We start from the raw sequence: 17,021 nt of genomic DNA, 5'->3' as shown, positions 1-17,021 counted from the left end.
CTTCAACTAGGCCGTGACAAAAATTTCTTTGCCTGCAAGCCAGGCGATCAAACGATGATTCAGTTGTTCTTCATTCAAATGCGGGAACAATGCGGCTTCAGCCACGAGGTCATACAGACGTTCCAACGGCTCACGTGGATCGGCTTTCTTCGCTTTGGCATCATTCTTGAGCAGTGTCCAGATATCCAGAACATATGAACGGGACTCAATCTCTTTTCCTTTGAAGAAATGATGCAATTGTTCCACTTCTGTCAGGAACTCGGGACCAAATCGACCAGCAACATCCCCGCGAAGCAATGCAATTTCTACTTCATACATAGGACGCTGAGTTTTGGCTTCTTTACCAATCCAAGGCGTTTCCAAAATAAACGGACGTCCCTGAAGAGCCTCGTGATGCACGATGCGGTTAATCGCCTCAAAACCAATCCAGCCAGAGCCAATCGGTGTATGACGGTCCTTGTGCGCACCCACAGGGTTCTTACTATCATTAATATGCATTACGGCAATGCGGTCAAGCCCTACCGTACGATCAAATTGTTCAAGAACACCGTCCAGGTCGTTCACGATATCATAACCCGCATCGTGAATGTGACATGTATCCATACATACAGTAAGGCGTTCATTGTGTGTAACCTTCTCCATGATCTGAGCGATCTCTTCAAAGCTGCGGCCCATTTCAGTTCCTTTGCCAGCCATCGTTTCCAGAGCGATGTTCACATCCGTCTCTTTCACTCCGTCTAGCACTTCATTCAAGCCTTCAGCAATACGTCCGATGCCGTAATGAGCATCCTTGTCCGTAAATGCGCCGGGATGCAGCACGATATTTTTGACACCAATCGCATGTGTACGACGAATCTCTTCCTGAAGGAAACTCACGGCCAGCTCATACGTGTTTTCTTTGTAGGATCCGAGGTTAATAATGTATGGCGCATGGACAACGATATCTTCCATTCCGCCCTCTTGCATCGCAAGCTTGCCTTCCTCAATAAACATGGACTCAATAGGCTTGCGGCGGGTATTTTGCGGTGCACCTGTATATATCATAAACGAACTGGAACCGTACGAGGACGCTTCCTTCGTTGCACTCAATAATCCCTTGTCCGAAAAGGACACATGGGAGCCGATTTTAAGCATCATTAATCCCCCTTTTTCTGAATTATCCCTTATTCTAACGCGATTATCGAAATAAATCTAGAAATGCGCTATAATTCGGGATATAGGCTATTTTTTACAGCTGTAATTTGGAACATGGGTGGGCGGAATCCGTCTTTCCGTGAAAATCAATAAACCGAGGTGACTCCGCAATGATTTTCGGCTCCTACGTTTGGACGTTGACTAGTAGTTCCCCCAGCAATTGGTTTATGAACACGATCGCATTCTGGACCGTTCTTTTGCTTGGAAGTATGTGTGTTGGCGGATTTTTTATGATGCGCAAGTTTTTGAAAGTGCTTCCGAAGGCAGACGGGAAGTCCAAACTCGATTGGCAGAACCACTGGGTTGAAACCAGCCGTCATTTATGGACAGATGAAGCAAAAGCTTTTCTCGACCAGCTTGTGGAGCCTGTTCCTGGCCCATTTCGAGATATCGCCAAACATTCCATTGCAGCAGAAATCGGCAAAATTGCGTACGAAAATAATGCACCTGAAGTATCCAGAGATCATTGCATTAAAGGATACATTATAGCCACACCGAAGCGGGATAATAAGTTTCTGGTGAAATTTTTGGAGAAGAACCAAATTGACTATTCGCCTTATAAACATTTGATGAATAAATAGAAAATGGAATACAGCCGAACATGCATTAGGCTTACATATTTGCAAACATGCTCCGTCAGGTAAGTCATTCCCAGCAAGGCAGTGCTTACCGCCCGGGGCTGTTTGTCGATCCAATATTACATGTCAGCATAGTCAAAATAACAAGGAGGTCGCCAAGATGAAGATTGCGATTTGCGGAGGTACCGGTTTTGTCGGAGGAGCACTCGTTGATTACTGGCTTCAGACAGGCCACCATGTGAAAGTTATTACACGCAAACTGCCGAATTTACATAATCCCAGCCAAAACCTTACTTATGTCTCATGGGAACAGGTAGAGGAACAGCCTCATTTGCTGGAGGGAATGGATGCCTTGGTGAATCTGGCTGGAGAAACGTTGAATCAACGTTGGACAACAAAAGCGAAACTGGAGATTGTTGAATCCAGAGTGACTACTGTAGCACACGTAGCCAAATTGATAGATTCACTGGAACACAAACCAGAGGTGGTCGTACAGGCATCTGCCATGGCAATCTATGGCACCTCTCCTACAGAAACATTTGATGAGAACAGTCCTCAAAAATCGGTGAATTTCCCATCCCGCGTTTCTCAACAATGGGAAGTTGCTGCTGATGCCATCAAACATGTGAGACTTGTGAAAATCCGCGTTAGCCTCGTGCTTGGTCATAAAAAAGGTGCTTTTCCATTAATGAAACTGCCTTATATGCTTGGTGTTGGGGGCAGGGTGGGAAGTGGCAAACAGTGGACCAGTTGGATTCATATTATGGATATTGTGCGTTTGATTGATTTCACGATCCAAAATAAAGAAATCTCCGGTCCGGTGAACGCCTCTTCGCCCAACCCGGTAACCAACGATGAATTCGGACGCACGGTAGGCAAAGTGTATCATCGTCCGCACTGGTTCCCCGTACCCGGAATTCTGATCAAAACACTGGTCGGAGAACTCTCTGTCGTGCTGCTTCAAGGACAGCGGGTTATCCCGCAAAAAGCGTTGGATCACGGATTCCAGTTCACCTTTCCTACATTAACCGATGCACTGGAAGATCTAAAACACCGGGGTCTATCCGACTGATCGATACGTGTAAACAGACTCAGCTAACGTAAAGGTATCCCCATCTTCCAATGGATATTCTTTGTACGGAGCAAGAACATCGCCCTTGAGAATGGTTCCATTCACAGAACCCAAATCCTTAATGACATAGCCCGATTTGTTCCGGCTCAATTCCACATGAGCACGGGACACACCGGTTGCTGAATCTACCCACTGGACCATGTCCGCCGATCGGCCAATAACAAACGATGCTCCTCGGACATCCATCCGTTCATTTTTGTCCCCTGTTGCTGATCTGCGTTCAAGATAAAAGGAAGGTACTACTAGACCTGCTCCCGTAATGCTTCCGCCAGCAACACTCTGCAAATTTACTGTAGCATCAGCCGCCGCATGATGACGAATGAGCTCCGATGTTGCAGCCACGGATTCGACAGTATGCTGAACGAGAGGTTCATCAGAAGCTTCAGATGGTATATGTAGATTTTGAAAGCGAGAATTTCCTGCTACAGATGACCTGGATTCAATAGATTGCCCCCGTTCTGATTGAGCATTTTGTATATCACCAGAGCTCTGTTGACTCGTGTAACCTTGTCCATAGGTGTTACCTTCTGGTGACATTTCAGTTGCATTCCAACGCCAGCTCTCCTGAAACATCTCTTCTTGGCTTTCTTTCTGCTTACCTTTGCCTCTTCCCAATCCAAAAAAAGCAGATTTCTTATTGGTAGAGCCCTCTTGTAATTCGCCATCTGCATATTCTTCATTCGGCATCTTTTTGCGTAGAAAATTGGATTTCGAATTTTCGAATTTTCCTTTGGTCACCCATGCCCAACCCGCGATCCCAAGCAAGCCAGCACTTAATGCTGCAGATAGAATCTTTTGTGTCTGCCCTGGTTGTTCCATATAGATGAATCTCCATACCAGCGCGATGGCAATCATACAGCCCAGAATGATATAGGTCGTTTTGGAAGAATCCTGCTTCTTGTCCTTCTCGTCCTTTTCCATATCATCGTCCTGTATTGAATCAAACATTTGGCGCTGTGACGGATTCGTAACACCTTTCGCTTGCAATGAGGACTCTATCGGTGAACGTCTGCCCGAAAATCCTGAAAAGGGTTTGTTAAGTGGTTTGTCATCCTCCGCAGTAGATATCCTCGGTTGATGATTTGATTTTAACTGCTGCCCAGCTTCGCCATTTCGATCCAACTGACGATACTGATCTTGCCCACTTCTATTGGAAAACAGATCATTTCCCTGCTCCGGAACTGCAGAAAGTGGCATTCCTAATTTACTGTCAGTTGAGCCGGATGACCCACGTGAAGACATAAACGTTGCCTGGCCTGAACCACTCTGCTCATCAGCATATAATTCAAGCAAAAGTTCACGCAGTTGTCTAATATCCCATTGTTCAATCTCACATAGCTGGAGGACACGCTGAATCCCTTCGCCCTGAAGTTCCTGAACATGGGCCATTAACCTAATAACCAGTTCGCGGAATTGCTGAGGCGTCGGATCTACCTCAACTGCATCGACAATTGGAATATATACTAAGCCAAGCTCTCCCAGTTCAAGTGAACCATTGATAAATATGTACTCTTCCTGAATCTGTAATTTACGCGAATCCAACATATATTGTCTACACTCTGTAAACGTATCTGCCAGCTGAAACAATAGACCATATAACACACGCAGCTTGATTTTTCCCAACTTCAACATTTGAGGTAACATCTTATATCCTGAAATATCGTATTGTAACGTTACATTTCGGTCTACCTCTCGAATATGAACGGGAAGAAGTCGGGGAATTTGATTGGAAGACAACATGCCCGTCTGCACACGGCTCAGTTCGTCCATTCGCAGCCCTTCCGCTTTCTCCAAAACCATAAACGATCCGCCGTTTCGAATGAAATCTCTCGTTAATCCATACATGCCAATCCTCTCTTTCCATTGCTTAGTTAAATCATGTAGATATAGGCGCTAATGAATCCTGGCAATACGGCCAGCATAAAAGGAAACTTCAATGTCTTTTCCTGATTGACCAGCTTGAGCGAACCGAGCATGAAGAAACCGGCAAGATTTCCTGCCATGCCACGAATCCGCTTCGCTGAATCCCTGCGAAATAAGAGAATGACTAATCCAATTGCCCCTGCGTACAAAACGGAGTAAATAATAACGTGAACGCCAAAGGCCAGTCCTGTCCAAGCTCCAATTCCTCCAAACAATTTTACATCTCCCGCACCCACTGCGCCGATCAGATACATTAGAAATAAGACACCGAACCCGATCGCGAATCCGGCTGCTGAGAATAGAGCCCCCTCCCATCCTCCCCAGATGATATGGGCCACAACTCCCGCGACAGTCACTGGTAAGGTTAAACGATTTGGTATTTTCATCGAACGAACGTCTGTAACAAAAGCTGCAATCACATACAGACTACAGGCCAGGTAAAACCACTCCACCTCCACCATCTCCTTCCTTATTTTCTGGAAGCCACATTAAACTCGGTCACCGTCTTGGCACCATCCGCAGTCTCTACAACAAATGTCCATGTGCCTTCCGTTGTACGTGTACCAACAAACCAGTTCCACTCAATCACACCATTTTCGTCAGCAGTCGCCCACCCGATATGCTTGGCTGAACTTTCACCGGACTTGTAAAATATCGTTAAGTTCGCTGTAGCTCCGGGCTCCACTTGAACCTTAATTGTCGCGTTGTTGCCTATGTATGCTGGCTCCGGCTTGGATAGTACGGTTGCTGCTCCAGCTGAATCCGTGTCTCCCCCACTACTGTTGGAGCCTTCTCCGGTATCTCCAATCCATACCCGTTCTGCCGCAGCCGCTTGAATGCGTAAAGACTTCCCTAGAAAGGGAACTTTAACAGGCAATTCATAGCTCAATTCAAGCCTGAAGTAAGGATTCGTTTTATTTTTGAGATCAGGTATGGAAACACCATTAACATGCACACGCTCTACATTTAGTACAGAAGTATTAATAAAAGGCTCAAGCAGCGGTTTAACGGTAGGATCAAGTACTGTCTCAAGAACGGATGTCTTTACCTCCTGTAACGGTTGTTCACCCCTGGCAGCAGCTGCACGTACCCAATCACTTAGCGGCTCTGGCAGTGAAGAGGCGTACTCTTCGGCCCATTCCGTCAGTGACAACTCCGGTATTTTCCACCCACCCTCCGAACCTTCACCATCTGCGGAATCAGAGGGGCTGAATACAAGGGAGACCGGATATATTTTCGTGGATAACTGCTTTACTGCCTCTCCTGCCGTGCTCTGCAATGCTGTTGATACCAACGTCATCTGTACGATGTAAATGAGGAACATGACAAAGAACAGGAATACAGGCAAAACCAGTGAGGCTTCCAAAACGATGCTGCCCATTTCCTTTTCTGATGAACCCGTCTTTTTTGGAGAACCTTCTTTTTTTGGAAAACGCACTTTGGAAACTGAATGTGTCTGCTCAGTCAGAGACTTTAATCTTTCCAGTCTACGCACTCGTGTAAGTCGACTCTGTAATCGTGCCAATATTTTTTCCTGCAGATGCTGCTTATCCATAATCCCTCCACCGAAACGACCCAGATTACTCAATAGGAATAATCGGCCTTTCGATCAATGAAAAATCGCCCATCCTCTACCTGGTCTGCACTACCCATGAGAGCACCTATACTTCTTGTGACTCCTGGTAAAAACCACAATTTAATACTGCTGCGCATGTTTCCTGAAGCGTATGTCTGCTTCTCATCCGGATTCACGCCGGTATTCAATCGGATCAAAGCCAACATTCTGGACATTTTGCGTTCATTGTTGCTATGCATTAATAGGAACAAACGCAGATGGTCCCTGTATGTAAGCTTGACTTTGATATATTTGGACAATTCCACACTACCTTCTTTAGCCAGTTTCACCATATCTGCTATAGCGTTTGTAATTCCGTATAAAATTGCAGCAGATAATACAAGTAGTGGATTCCCAAGCTTGCTATTCTCAATTAGTCCTTCTGCAGTTCGAATCGCCAGACGCATGCCAAAGATCTCCGCATACGCAGCGGCAATGTTCCCAGAAGGATTATGGAAACCATAGACGATGTACTCCAGTTCCTGATTTTCCAGTTTGAACACTTCACCAGCATCTCCACTACCTTCAGTCCAGCTCAACAACTGTCCAAAATCCATTGAGTTGAAATACGCCAGTGCATACTCATTCTGGAACAACTCATCGCCAAAACTATCCAGCAAATTAGACATTCCTCCGAACAAACTGTCCATTCCGTTCATTGCGTCACCACCGGAGTCATACGGATCTCCAGCAATCTCTGCCTTCTTGGCTTCTTCACGGCTCGCTTGGTTAAAAGCGATGTTGGCGTTGTAGTACTCCTCCAATTGTTTGAAGGCTTCCACGGAGCCGGAGCTCCCCTTTTCGATTTGTGACAATATGCGTTTAACTTCCTTCAACTTCCCTTTGGATTCCTTATCATTCGCTTTGCGCTGGGCATCAGATCCGCGACCGCTCTCCAACAGCTGTTTGCTTTGGAGAATAACATTGGAGGGACCACTTCTTACATAAGTGTCCATGTATCGTTCCGTGACCTGACTAGCCTGTCTAACCGCTGGTTTAATGAAAACACCACTCATTACCGTAACAGTGCGAAGCTGCGTATTAAGCTCCATACTGTCATTTCTGACATTGGTAAAATCCGAATTTTGTGAGCGTACATGTGCATTTAACTGATCAAACAGCGTGTCTGCTCTTACAAGTTCCGAAGCAAGGGAGCGTGTACTCTTGGCTTCACTTCCTGATCCGGTAGACGGAGGGCTCGTCCCAGGCAGCGTTGAGTTGCCTACGTTTTCATAACTGGCATTCTGTGAACGGTTCTCCCCTTCAGCGATTACCTGCTTCATTTCCTCATTGATCTTGCGAGCTTCTTCAATCTTAGCTTGGGCTTCCTCCAATTTTGTCTGGTGTGCCTGCAATGCTGGTTGTATGATCGTGCTTATGCCTGTCGCCACATTCCCTACACCTGTCCGATAACGAGCTAGCTCTAGCATGTACTGTTGCTGGTTAAATGGCAGCCCCTCATCCATTTGTTTTTTGTTAAGATAATCCGCATAACGCGCCGCTGCTTCGGCAGCTGTCTCTGGCGTCTCTCTTAACATCTCATCGTAAATGGCAGAGGAGGGCGGATTCATGATCAGTGCAGGCAGACCCTTCAGCTTATCGGCGGATTCCGTCTGATTGGCTATTGCTTCGTCCAGCAATTCCTCACGTTTGTCATACAGTTTTTGCAATTTTTTGAGCAGATCCACGGTATGAGCAGCTTCTTTCATCTCTTCTGACATCGGCTTAAAACGGTTGACCACTTCCAGGGTAAAATCAACCGGCGCACGATATTTCATATCCTCCTGGATCTGGCGATTAAAAATATCGTATCTGCCCAGTTCACGCTCCATGCTTAGTGAAGTCGTATCCCATTGGATATCCAGAATGGGAAACCCATCTTTCACAGCCGAGGGCTTCACACTATCATTCAGCACCTTGGCCATAATGGAGTCACCACTGCTGTCACCGTATCCAAATAGACCATACTCCCGCAAGGAAGTATCGTAGGCTGACATCACAGATCTCATCGCTGCATGCGTCATTCGTTCTGCCTGTACTTTGAAAGCAGCAATACGTGCATAATCAATGAAAATGGAAACAAACATAAAGATTCCAGCCAAAATCAAGATCAAGAACACGGTTACGGCTCCAGATTCACCGTCTTTTTTTCTGAACAGTGCTTCCTCCTCCTTTCCTCATTTTTTGGTTTTGCCAAAATGCTGTACAACCTGTCCCGCTTCAGCGGCAGTACTGGCTGCGGCTCCGCCCTTGCCTTTAAACTTGGCTGCATAATAACGGACCAGATCCACCGTTCGGATGAATTCCGTCGGCTCTACAACTGCAGATGAACCTTGTGTTAATACACTGTTACCTGAATCAAATAAAAAAGAAGGCAGCGGTAAAGAAATCACCTGCTCCAGCTTAGTCGTTACTTTTCGCTGGATCAGCGAGTTCTGATATTCAATTGTCCCGTTCATGCCAGAGGGCATACCTTGTGCCGCTTGGGACAGTTTCTTTTCCGATAGACTTCCGCCTTCTCCTGCGGGTACTGACACAATAACCTCATTGTCCGCTCCCACCCAACCAAACAGTGCTCCGAGCAATCGATCATCGGTCAGTCTCCAGTACAAGTTGTCATGTTCCCCAGCAACAACTTCTCCTGTCATCGCCTGCTTGTGGCTGTTATCCCAGCTGTAGGCGGCACGTTCAGAAGCTGCATACGCATGCTGGTTCAAAAATGTTTTCTGATACATGTACATGGAGAAAAATAAAAGTAACACGAGAATAAACAACACAATAGGGAAGACCAGGGAAGCTTCAACGGTGAAGCTCCCTTCTTCCTTTTTGAATCTACTAACCCGGGAAAAATTCATTACTTTTCGTGTCCACTTTACTAAGGAGGCTCGTAATTAGTTCAGTTATTTGTTTCTTGAATATTAATGCAATAATGATAATAACGCCGATGATCAGAATCAGCTCCAACGTACCAAGCCCATCCTCTTCCTTCCAAAATCCAGTTGCCTTGCTTTTCATCAATTCCAGCATCCCCAATTCCTCCTACATATTCATCATCATAAAAGCAGGTGCCCCGATCATCACCACAATTAAAAAAAAGATCAGTACCATCGGAAACACCAGTTTGGAAGAAGCCTGTTCTCCCTTAGCCCGACTAACAGCCTTGCGTTTCTCCCACAACACATGGGACAGATCACGCAGCGCCAATACAAAGTCACCACCCCCTCGCCGGAAATTCAGCAGCACTGTTGTTGTAAAAATCGTCACTTCCTGTACACCACAGCGGCGACTGAACTGTTCAAAGGATTGTTGAAACGAATAACCGTTATTCCAATCCCCAACCATCTTTCGCAGCTCATTATAGAGGGGATGATTTCGTTCTCCCTGACTGGCTGCACAGTGAACAATGGCACGCTGCACCGTTTCTCCCGCACCAACTAGCAGAACAATTCGGTTCAATAACTCCGGCAGCTCCATGAGTATGTCCTGATCTCTTCGCTGTACTTTGGTGTTAAGATCTTTGTAGAGCGCAAAGGGCAGTGCAGCACCGAGTGCCAATCCACCTACCATACCCCCAAGCCCCATGTCCCCAACGAGCGCCAAAAGGCAGCCTACGAGCAACATCAGCCACGAATAAGTCAGCATCTCAGCACAGTAGAGCATCGTTTTCTCTCCACTATGCTGTATGCCATACATTTTCTGAATGGCATGCTGCATACGGAACATGAGCACAGGCAATCTGCGGCCCACCTCGAACTTGTCCAGTAAAAACAAAAAGGGGCCATGCAGCTTCTTCAGACGTATTCCTTCCATATCCAGTTTGCGCAAATGTCGGTAGGTCTGCCCTCGCGTTCGATCAAGCACCAGCCACCCTGCTCCGAGCACCCCTCCGAAAATAACGGGAAGCAGCATCGTGTCAGCTCCTTATACTTTGATATCCATAATGCGTGTAATCCACAAATAACAGCAGGCAAGTAACGCCAATGCCCCGCTGGAGATCATATATCCCATCCCGCTGTATAACGGCTCCATAAAATCCTTGGCCGTAAAGTTTAGAAAAATCAGAAAAATAAATGGAGCGGCAAACATCACTTTAGATTCAAACTTCTTCTGTGCCACCGCTACCATGATGTCCTGCTGAATATCCAGCTTCTCACCAATCACCGCAGAGGTTCGCCTTACCACTTCGACCAGATCTCCACCCGTTCGCTTACAAGTGATGAACACATCGGCAAAGTTTGTGATATCCTCAATTTTGGCCCGATCCGAGAAGTCTTGCAGCGCCTCTTCAATGGGCTGACCATATTCCATACGCGTCCTCAGAATGGTGAATTCACGAATGAGATCTGTATCCGCCTCAGGATTGAGCATGCGCAGATCCTCCACTGATTCCTTAAAACCGTTCTCTACTGATTTTCCCGCAGCCAGCGCAGAGGATAACGCATATAATGCCTGCTTAAAATGTAAACTGAGAGTCATTCTTCTTCGTTCCAGCAGTACTTTGGTCCAGTGTTTTGGTACCCATATACACCCCGCAGCTAATATCAAGCCGGCCAACCAGTGATGATAGAACAAAATACCGACACCAAAGAACAACAAACTACTAATCAGCATACAGACAATCCGCTGTCTCCGGGAAAGCGTATATACGGTGTAGTCTGTTAACGCCTGTCTGGCCTCACCCAACTTCATCACCTACCAATGAAATCAACTAATTTACGTTGTTATCCGATCCATTCAACTCATCACTATTGCGTTCTATGTACTCGTTCAACCATTCCGCTAGCCCAGCCATCTGAATTTTATCCACTTGTCTCAGTGTTCCAACTTGCACGAGTCCGCCAATAATCTTGCCTTCTTTTTCTTCGATTTCCTGGAAACGAAACAGTGGATTGAGCAGTACTTCTCCGTCCTGCATGCCAATCACTTCGCTAATCTCGGTCACCCGACGTGAACGATCACGCAGCCGGGATAAATGTACAAAGATATCAATGGCCGAGCTGATCTGCTGCCGGACAACCGCAATGGGAAGATCCGCTCCGCTGAGCACCATGGTCTCCAATCTGCTGATCATATCGGAGATCGTATTGGCGTGACCCGTGGACAACGAGCCATCATGTCCAGTGTTCATGGCCTGCAACATATCCAGTGCTTCTGCCCCCCGCACCTCACCAATGACAATTCGATTTGGACGCATCCGCAAGGATGACTTGATCAGGTCCCTAATAGATATTTGCCCCTTGCCCTCGGTATTGGCATTACGCGTCTCCAGCGATACCAGATTGGGTACCGTAACAATCTGCAATTCAGCAGAGTCCTCAATCGTGATGATCCGTTCATCCGCCGGGATAAACTGAGATAATGCATTTAGGAAAGTAGTTTTCCCCGACCCGGTTCCGCCGCCGATAAAAATATTGTATTTGCTGCGTACCAACTGCTGCAGCAATTCTGCCGCTTTCTCATGCAGGGCACCTTTACCAATCAGATCGGACATCTTCATCGGTTCACTTGGGAATTTCCGAATCGTCATAGTCGGACCCTTCAATGCAATAGGAGGCAGCACGATATTGACCCGAGAGCCGTCTTTCAACCGCGCATCCACGATTGGAGAAGACTCATTCACAATCCGGTTCACCCCGGATACAATCATCTGGATAATGTCTTCCAGTCGTTCCCTGGACTCGAACTCCAGCGTGATCTGTCTGACTTCACCTTCCTGCTCAACGAAAATCTCCCGGTGGCTGTTAATCATAATCTCCGTAATTTCGGGATGATCCACCAAGGGTTGCAGAATATCCAGCCCTCGAAAGGAGTCGAATAACCGTTGTACCAGCGTATGACGCTCCCCGGAGGTCAGATCATCCAGTTTCGGGTCAGAAAGTACTTTACGCTCGATTCCCTGCCACAGTTCTTCGTCTCCCGCAGAAGAAGTTAAATCCAGGCCTTCCCTGACCTCACGACGCATGATCTGAAACTGCTCTTCACGGTCCAGTATCATCTTGGATGAATCCATCATAGTGACCACCCATCACCCTTCTGGATTCGTCCTGTCTGCTTCAGTTCTTCTTCCCCATCCTGTACGATCATGGCGCATAGCCTCTTCACTTCGCGTTGAAAAATCGGTGAGCTGAGCATCACTTCCTCCTGACTCAGCTGCTTCCAGGAAGGGATATACGGCAGCACTCCATCCAAATGCAGATCAGATCTTGGCAAAGCATTGATGACGCTGTCCCGATACTTGTTGACAATGAAGCGGGCACGATCCAGTACACTTTCATGCAGATCCGGCCACGTACGCTCCATGTGCTGAATCCATTGACCCCAGCGGTGCATGGAAGAGATGTCATCCTCCACCAGCCACACGAATGCATCGGCAGCATCGAAAATCCCCTCACTGCGTCCATCCCAACCTGAGTCCCCATCCAGAATGAGCACATCATATTGCCCGCAGTCCGCCAAATACCGAATAAGGCTCATCGTATCCTCACGGGACATTTGCAGCAATTCCTTCCGATTCGATAATGGCCAGAATACATCCGACTTCAGCACTTCGTGACGAAGTACATATCCGTCCACCCCTTTGGAGGAAGACTGTGCTTGTCCCTGTTTGCCCGATTCCTTCCTGCCCACCTTCAAATCGTAAAGAAGACGTGACAGCCCTGTTTCTGCATCGAGTGTACGCTGCCCACTTCTAGACAGACCTTTCTCCAGAAACGGCATCGAGCTATCTAACGTCTCCAGATTGAGATACAGAACAGCATATCCTGCAAGCCCAAGCTGCTTCGCCATATGCATCGCCACCGCAGTTTTGCCACTCCCGCCGGAAGCTGATACAACTCCAATAGAAAGTGTCTCCTGTCCTGGACGATGGGTTTTCTTCCGACGCGGCTGCCGACAAGCATTAAGAACAGCATCCATCAGCGTAGGCAATGGTTGATATTTCATCAGCCGTTTATCCTCATCCACCTCATCTAATCCTTCACTAAGCATCAACCATGGAATACCCGAGGTTTCGCCACCGTGACTCAGCCAGCTGTTCAGAAATTCCGGTTCCGCAATCACCAGGTCCGGCAGTTCCCTGCCTTCCTGTTCGTTCATGTGATCCCTGAACGCTTCCCATTGTGAAAAGGCGGTAAATCGTATACTGGAGCCGGACGGGCTGCCTTGTACAAAATCAAGCCAGGCGCTGATATACTCTCTGTCTTTAGAAGCCAGCACTGCCTTAAGAACAATCAATTCTTCTCCCCTCCCTGCAAAAAAAAGCACAAAAAAGCACCGTCCAATAACCGCAAAAATATGCAGTGTATGGACGGTGCTTCCGTCACGTGCTATGAATGTATGGATAATATAGCATACAATTTCTGGGGGAGCAAGGGATTTATTCAACTTCAACTAATCTCCTACTCCTTATAGCTGGTCATCCAGATCACAATGTATCCATTTGTTATACCATTTCCTTGTCTAACAAAGTATTGTTCGATTTGCATTCTATTCCTTATCCCTGTTCGTAATAGTTAATTACGATAGCTTATATTTTTATCAATTTGATGTGAAATAAATCAATTATCATTATCAGTTTCACAAAATTGAGTATTTCAAAATTAATACTTGGTTCACATAATATTCATCCAATAAAATACTTTATTTTCCGAATATAGTTTACTATTGGATATATTTTCTATATAATAGAGTTGTATTCCAAATATGAGAGGATGATAACGATGAAAAAGAAACTTATTACTGGTCTATTAACTGTCGTTGCGTGCTTCACTGTTGGTTCTACATCTTTCGCGGCTACTGCTACTACACCAAGCCCTAGTGCTACTTCTGCAGAAACGTCCAATGTAATAACTCTTGCAGATCAAATTTCTGTTCCTATTAGTTTGAGAGTTGGCGAGAGCATTACAGTTGCTGGCTCCAACTTTTGGATTAGCGGGGACTATGGCGGTATTTATTTAAATCAACAAGGATTAATAATTGGTTTGTCACCTGGAGTTTGTACAGTAGTTGGTTATTTACCTAACGGTGATACTGTACTCTACACTGTCACTGTACGATAAACTCATACTTAATCAGAGGGGATCTAATTCATCCCCTCTTTCCTATGATAATTTATGTAATATATTTTAATAAATTTTAGAAAAGTAAATTTATTAGACCTTTATTCTAATTCCCTTCCTCGAAAAAAACCGCCATCCAATACCCGCACTAACATGCAGTATATGGAAGGCGAATCCCATAAGTACTATTTTATCAATAACTCTCAATTTAGAATTAAATGGTATTTAAAAATTATAAAATAAAATCGTTCTTCTATTATCTCTTTGTCCCCTATTTCAAAAAAATCAAGAATGATAAGGTGCATCAAACTCAATAATATTGCGGTCAGGATCAAGCACAAAAATTTGGGCGAACCCTGCAACACTATCTGGTCTTGCCTCATATTCAATTCCCTGCTGTTCCAGCCAGACCAAAGTCTCCTTGTAACTCTTCACCCAGATCGCAAAATGTCCATCTGTTGTATCAATGCCAGCCTCACGAAGCGTATGTCCCTGCGGATGCTGTAATAGATGAAGCTGTTGACTACCAATGGCGTACCAGGTGCCCGTGGAGTTGAAAGGCGGACGTTCAATCTCCTGCATGCGAAGCAAACCGGAATAGAATTTCTTCGCAACCTCCAAATTACGTACAGCCAGACTCACGTGGTGTATATGTGCATATTCAATCATTTCTTCGACCTTCTTCCCTGAAATAGACTTTCTTCAGCTTCCCACCAACTCTAAATTCAACCGCTTACATAACTATTGTAGAAAATCCAAGCGCTTTCGCCAAGGGAAAAAAGTTCAGAAAAAGCAAAAAATAGAGCAGCTATGGACCTGCCTTCGCAACAACTAGCTGCGAAAGCCATAATGAAGCGTGCCCAGTTCCCCTAATTCCGGTGATAAGTCGTGCGGCGGACCGAACGGCACGCAGGGATTGCCATCGAGACTTTCTTCGCTGACGATCTGTTTGTTGTGGTATGTTGCGCTACGTGGGACATTTACTCTGGCTTTCTTGGCCAGGAAGAAGCTCGAATAGATTTTTTTTCAATACGTAGCAGTGGGGAAGACGGTTCTCGAACGCCGATACTTCCAGGATGAGGATACAGCCAGGATAATCAGTCTTAACGTCGTCTACAACCGAACCCTGTATGACCAAGGGAGAGAGCTTCTGTCAGTCATATTTGAGGAAATCCTCTGACCTATCTGGTTGCTATGATGCTTAAACGCTCCGTCAGGGACCTCAGTCATTCCCAGTCCTCATCTTCGAGACAACGAATTTGGCAGCCTGTGCGCTACGCAGAAGGCTTAGAAGAGCTGCGGAAGTAAGAGATGCAACTTCGCCGCTCGATCAATCATGTGCCAAAGCGAAATTATGCCTAAAATACGCAATCTGTAGTCTATAGGCTTATCACTACCCATATGGAAGCCGCTACTGCTCACCCGTTTGTTAATACTATAACCACAATGCATACAAAAAAAGAAAAACACCCCTGATTGAATTCAGCGAACCTGTCGGTTCACACAAATTCATATCAGAAGTGCCTTCTCCAGAATATCCACATCATAGCAGCTTTACCAGGCTAACTTCTCATCAGAGAGAATCATACCTGCTTATCCGAACGCTTTTTATTTAGCACTATCCAATGCTTCTTGCGGGATCTTGATCTCTTTCACGCCATTATGGTTAGAGAACGTACTGGTCATCTTCATGTCCATCGAGATTTTCTGTCCTTCCTGCTCCATATTCATAACCATGTTGACATCCGTACTTGCAGGCAGGTAGGTTTCTTTGTTGATCATATATTTCATTTTCATGCTGGTAATATTCATTTGATCAAGCATCGCTTGAGTTTGGGCATCCGATCCATTTTGCTCCATAACCGCTTTGGCCAGTTCCTTCACGTTATCACCGGATACGTCAGCGTTAATGACGTAGTTGTCGCCTTCTTCCGTAATTTTGGTGTCTTCGGCAATCTTTTTGAATTGCTCCAGCTCACCTTCCGGATTCATGCTTGCCTGCATCTGCTCAATCAGTGGTTTCGTTTGCTCGTCAGGAATTTTGACCCACTGGTTCCCCACCTGCGAATAAATCTTATCCGAAGTGATGTACTGCTTCACATTCTGCGCTTCCTGTCCGGACATTTCCATTTTCATCTCCTGATAGATCATCATCGGATCTTTGATGATATCCATCTTCAGTGATGTTTTCACCTGTTGATCCTGGGACTGCTCACCAGCCACCAGTTTCAAATTTTGATCGATATTGGCTTCCGTAGTGAAGCTTTTCATATCTTTAGTAGCTGCATTCGTTTTCTCAATTAACTCGTCCAATGTAGGGATCTTTGTCTCCTGCTCCGCAGTTGTATTCCCCTCGTTAGACGTTTCGTTTCCAGCTGGCGGCGTTGCTGTACTGTTATCTGCATCGCTTCCGCAAGCTGTCATGCTTACCGCTAATAATGCCCCAATAATTAATGTAGTCCACTTCTTCAAGTTATTTGCCTCCCAAAATAGAGTTGATCCGTACTCATTACCCAATTATT

At 45.9% G+C, this 17,021-nt stretch carries 16 protein-coding genes; 3 read left to right on the top strand and 13 right to left on the bottom strand.

Annotated features, from left to right (window positions below; all coding sequences use genetic code 11):
* Nucleotides 1-6: 6 nt before the first annotated feature.
* A complete protein-coding gene (locus BLV50_RS13475; RefSeq protein WP_063564407.1) occupies nt 7-1,134 on the bottom strand; it encodes a deoxyribonuclease IV in 1,128 nt (375 codons plus the stop codon).
* Between the two features lie 170 nt (nt 1,135-1,304).
* Here BLV50_RS13475 and BLV50_RS13470 point away from each other — a divergent pair, with 170 nt between their 5' ends.
* The gene (locus BLV50_RS13470; RefSeq protein WP_090808192.1) at nt 1,305-1,775 is read left to right on the top strand and encodes a DUF2621 domain-containing protein; all 471 of its coding nucleotides are present in this window, start codon (nt 1,305-1,307) and stop codon (nt 1,773-1,775) included.
* A gap of 157 nt (nt 1,776-1,932) precedes the next feature.
* Nucleotides 1,933-2,844, top strand: a complete 912-nt coding sequence (locus tag BLV50_RS13465) for a TIGR01777 family oxidoreductase (protein WP_090808190.1) — start codon at nt 1,933-1,935, stop codon at nt 2,842-2,844.
* Here BLV50_RS13465 and BLV50_RS13460 read toward each other — a convergent pair.
* From BLV50_RS13460 to BLV50_RS13415, 10 genes are all read right to left on the bottom strand, one after another.
* On the bottom strand, nt 2,833-4,749 hold the full coding sequence (locus tag BLV50_RS13460) for a DUF6382 domain-containing protein (RefSeq protein ID WP_090808188.1): 1,917 nt from the start codon (nt 4,747-4,749) through the stop codon (nt 2,833-2,835). The genes BLV50_RS13465 and BLV50_RS13460 overlap by 12 nt on opposite strands.
* Nucleotides 4,750-4,775: 26 nt before the next feature.
* Complete coding sequence (locus BLV50_RS13455) at nt 4,776-5,288, bottom strand: A24 family peptidase (protein ID WP_090808186.1); 513 nt, start codon at nt 5,286-5,288, stop codon at nt 4,776-4,778.
* A gap of 8 nt (nt 5,289-5,296) precedes the next feature.
* Nucleotides 5,297-6,208, bottom strand: a complete 912-nt coding sequence (locus BLV50_RS13450; protein WP_371129257.1) for a TadE/TadG family type IV pilus assembly protein — start codon at nt 6,206-6,208, stop codon at nt 5,297-5,299.
* Between the two features lie 203 nt (nt 6,209-6,411).
* The gene (locus BLV50_RS13445; protein ID WP_090808181.1) at nt 6,412-8,562 is read right to left on the bottom strand and encodes a hypothetical protein; all 2,151 of its coding nucleotides are present in this window, start codon (nt 8,560-8,562) and stop codon (nt 6,412-6,414) included.
* 57 nt (nt 8,563-8,619) lie between these two features.
* On the bottom strand, nt 8,620-9,297 hold the full coding sequence (locus BLV50_RS13440) for a TadE/TadG family type IV pilus assembly protein (protein ID WP_090808179.1): 678 nt from the start codon (nt 9,295-9,297) through the stop codon (nt 8,620-8,622).
* Entirely contained in the window at nt 9,278-9,469 is a 192-nt protein-coding gene (locus BLV50_RS13435) for a Flp1 family type IVb pilin (protein ID WP_064639984.1), read from the bottom strand. The genes BLV50_RS13440 and BLV50_RS13435 overlap by 20 nt, the downstream gene beginning before the upstream one ends.
* Nucleotides 9,470-9,481: 12 nt before the next feature.
* Nucleotides 9,482-10,351 carry a type II secretion system F family protein gene (locus BLV50_RS13430; protein ID WP_090808177.1) on the bottom strand — a complete coding sequence of 290 codons (870 nt, stop codon included), beginning with the start codon at nt 10,349-10,351 and terminating at the stop codon, nt 9,482-9,484.
* A 12-nt stretch (nt 10,352-10,363) separates the two neighbouring features.
* Complete coding sequence (locus BLV50_RS13425) at nt 10,364-11,131, bottom strand: type II secretion system F family protein (RefSeq protein ID WP_072734284.1); 768 nt, start codon at nt 11,129-11,131, stop codon at nt 10,364-10,366.
* A gap of 19 nt (nt 11,132-11,150) precedes the next feature.
* Complete coding sequence (locus BLV50_RS13420) at nt 11,151-12,452, bottom strand: TadA family conjugal transfer-associated ATPase (protein ID WP_371129248.1); 1,302 nt, start codon at nt 12,450-12,452, stop codon at nt 11,151-11,153.
* Nucleotides 12,452-13,675: a nucleotide-binding protein gene (locus tag BLV50_RS13415; protein WP_143038121.1), complete on the bottom strand. Its 1,224-nt coding sequence runs from the start codon at nt 13,673-13,675 to the stop codon at nt 12,452-12,454. Before BLV50_RS13415 ends, BLV50_RS13420 begins: the two co-directional genes overlap by 1 nt.
* A 485-nt stretch (nt 13,676-14,160) precedes the next feature.
* Between BLV50_RS13415 and BLV50_RS13410 the strand changes: the two genes are divergently transcribed.
* Nucleotides 14,161-14,499, top strand: coding sequence for a BLB8/JUQZ-1 family protein (locus BLV50_RS13410; protein WP_090808171.1), 339 nt, complete (start codon nt 14,161-14,163; stop codon nt 14,497-14,499).
* Nucleotides 14,500-14,784: 285 nt separating this feature from the next.
* Here the strand turns inward: BLV50_RS13410 and BLV50_RS13405 are convergent, their stop codons facing one another.
* Both BLV50_RS13405 and BLV50_RS13400 read right to left on the bottom strand, forming a co-directional pair.
* Nucleotides 14,785-15,168 (bottom strand): VOC family protein, encoded by a 384-nt coding sequence (locus tag BLV50_RS13405; RefSeq protein WP_079695288.1) that lies wholly within the window; start codon nt 15,166-15,168, stop codon nt 14,785-14,787.
* Between the two features lie 939 nt (nt 15,169-16,107).
* Nucleotides 16,108-16,971: a DUF6612 family protein gene (locus BLV50_RS13400; protein WP_090808169.1), complete on the bottom strand. Its 864-nt coding sequence runs from the start codon at nt 16,969-16,971 to the stop codon at nt 16,108-16,110.
* Nucleotides 16,972-17,021 lie beyond the last annotated feature (50 nt).

Origin of the sequence: Paenibacillus sp. 276b, from assembly GCF_900107875.1 — a bacterium.
GTDB classification, from domain to species: domain Bacteria; phylum Bacillota; class Bacilli; order Paenibacillales; family Paenibacillaceae; genus Paenibacillus; species Paenibacillus marchantiae.
The sequence above is the reverse complement of the archived record's forward strand: the minus strand, read 5'-3'. Positions and strand labels throughout refer to the sequence as shown.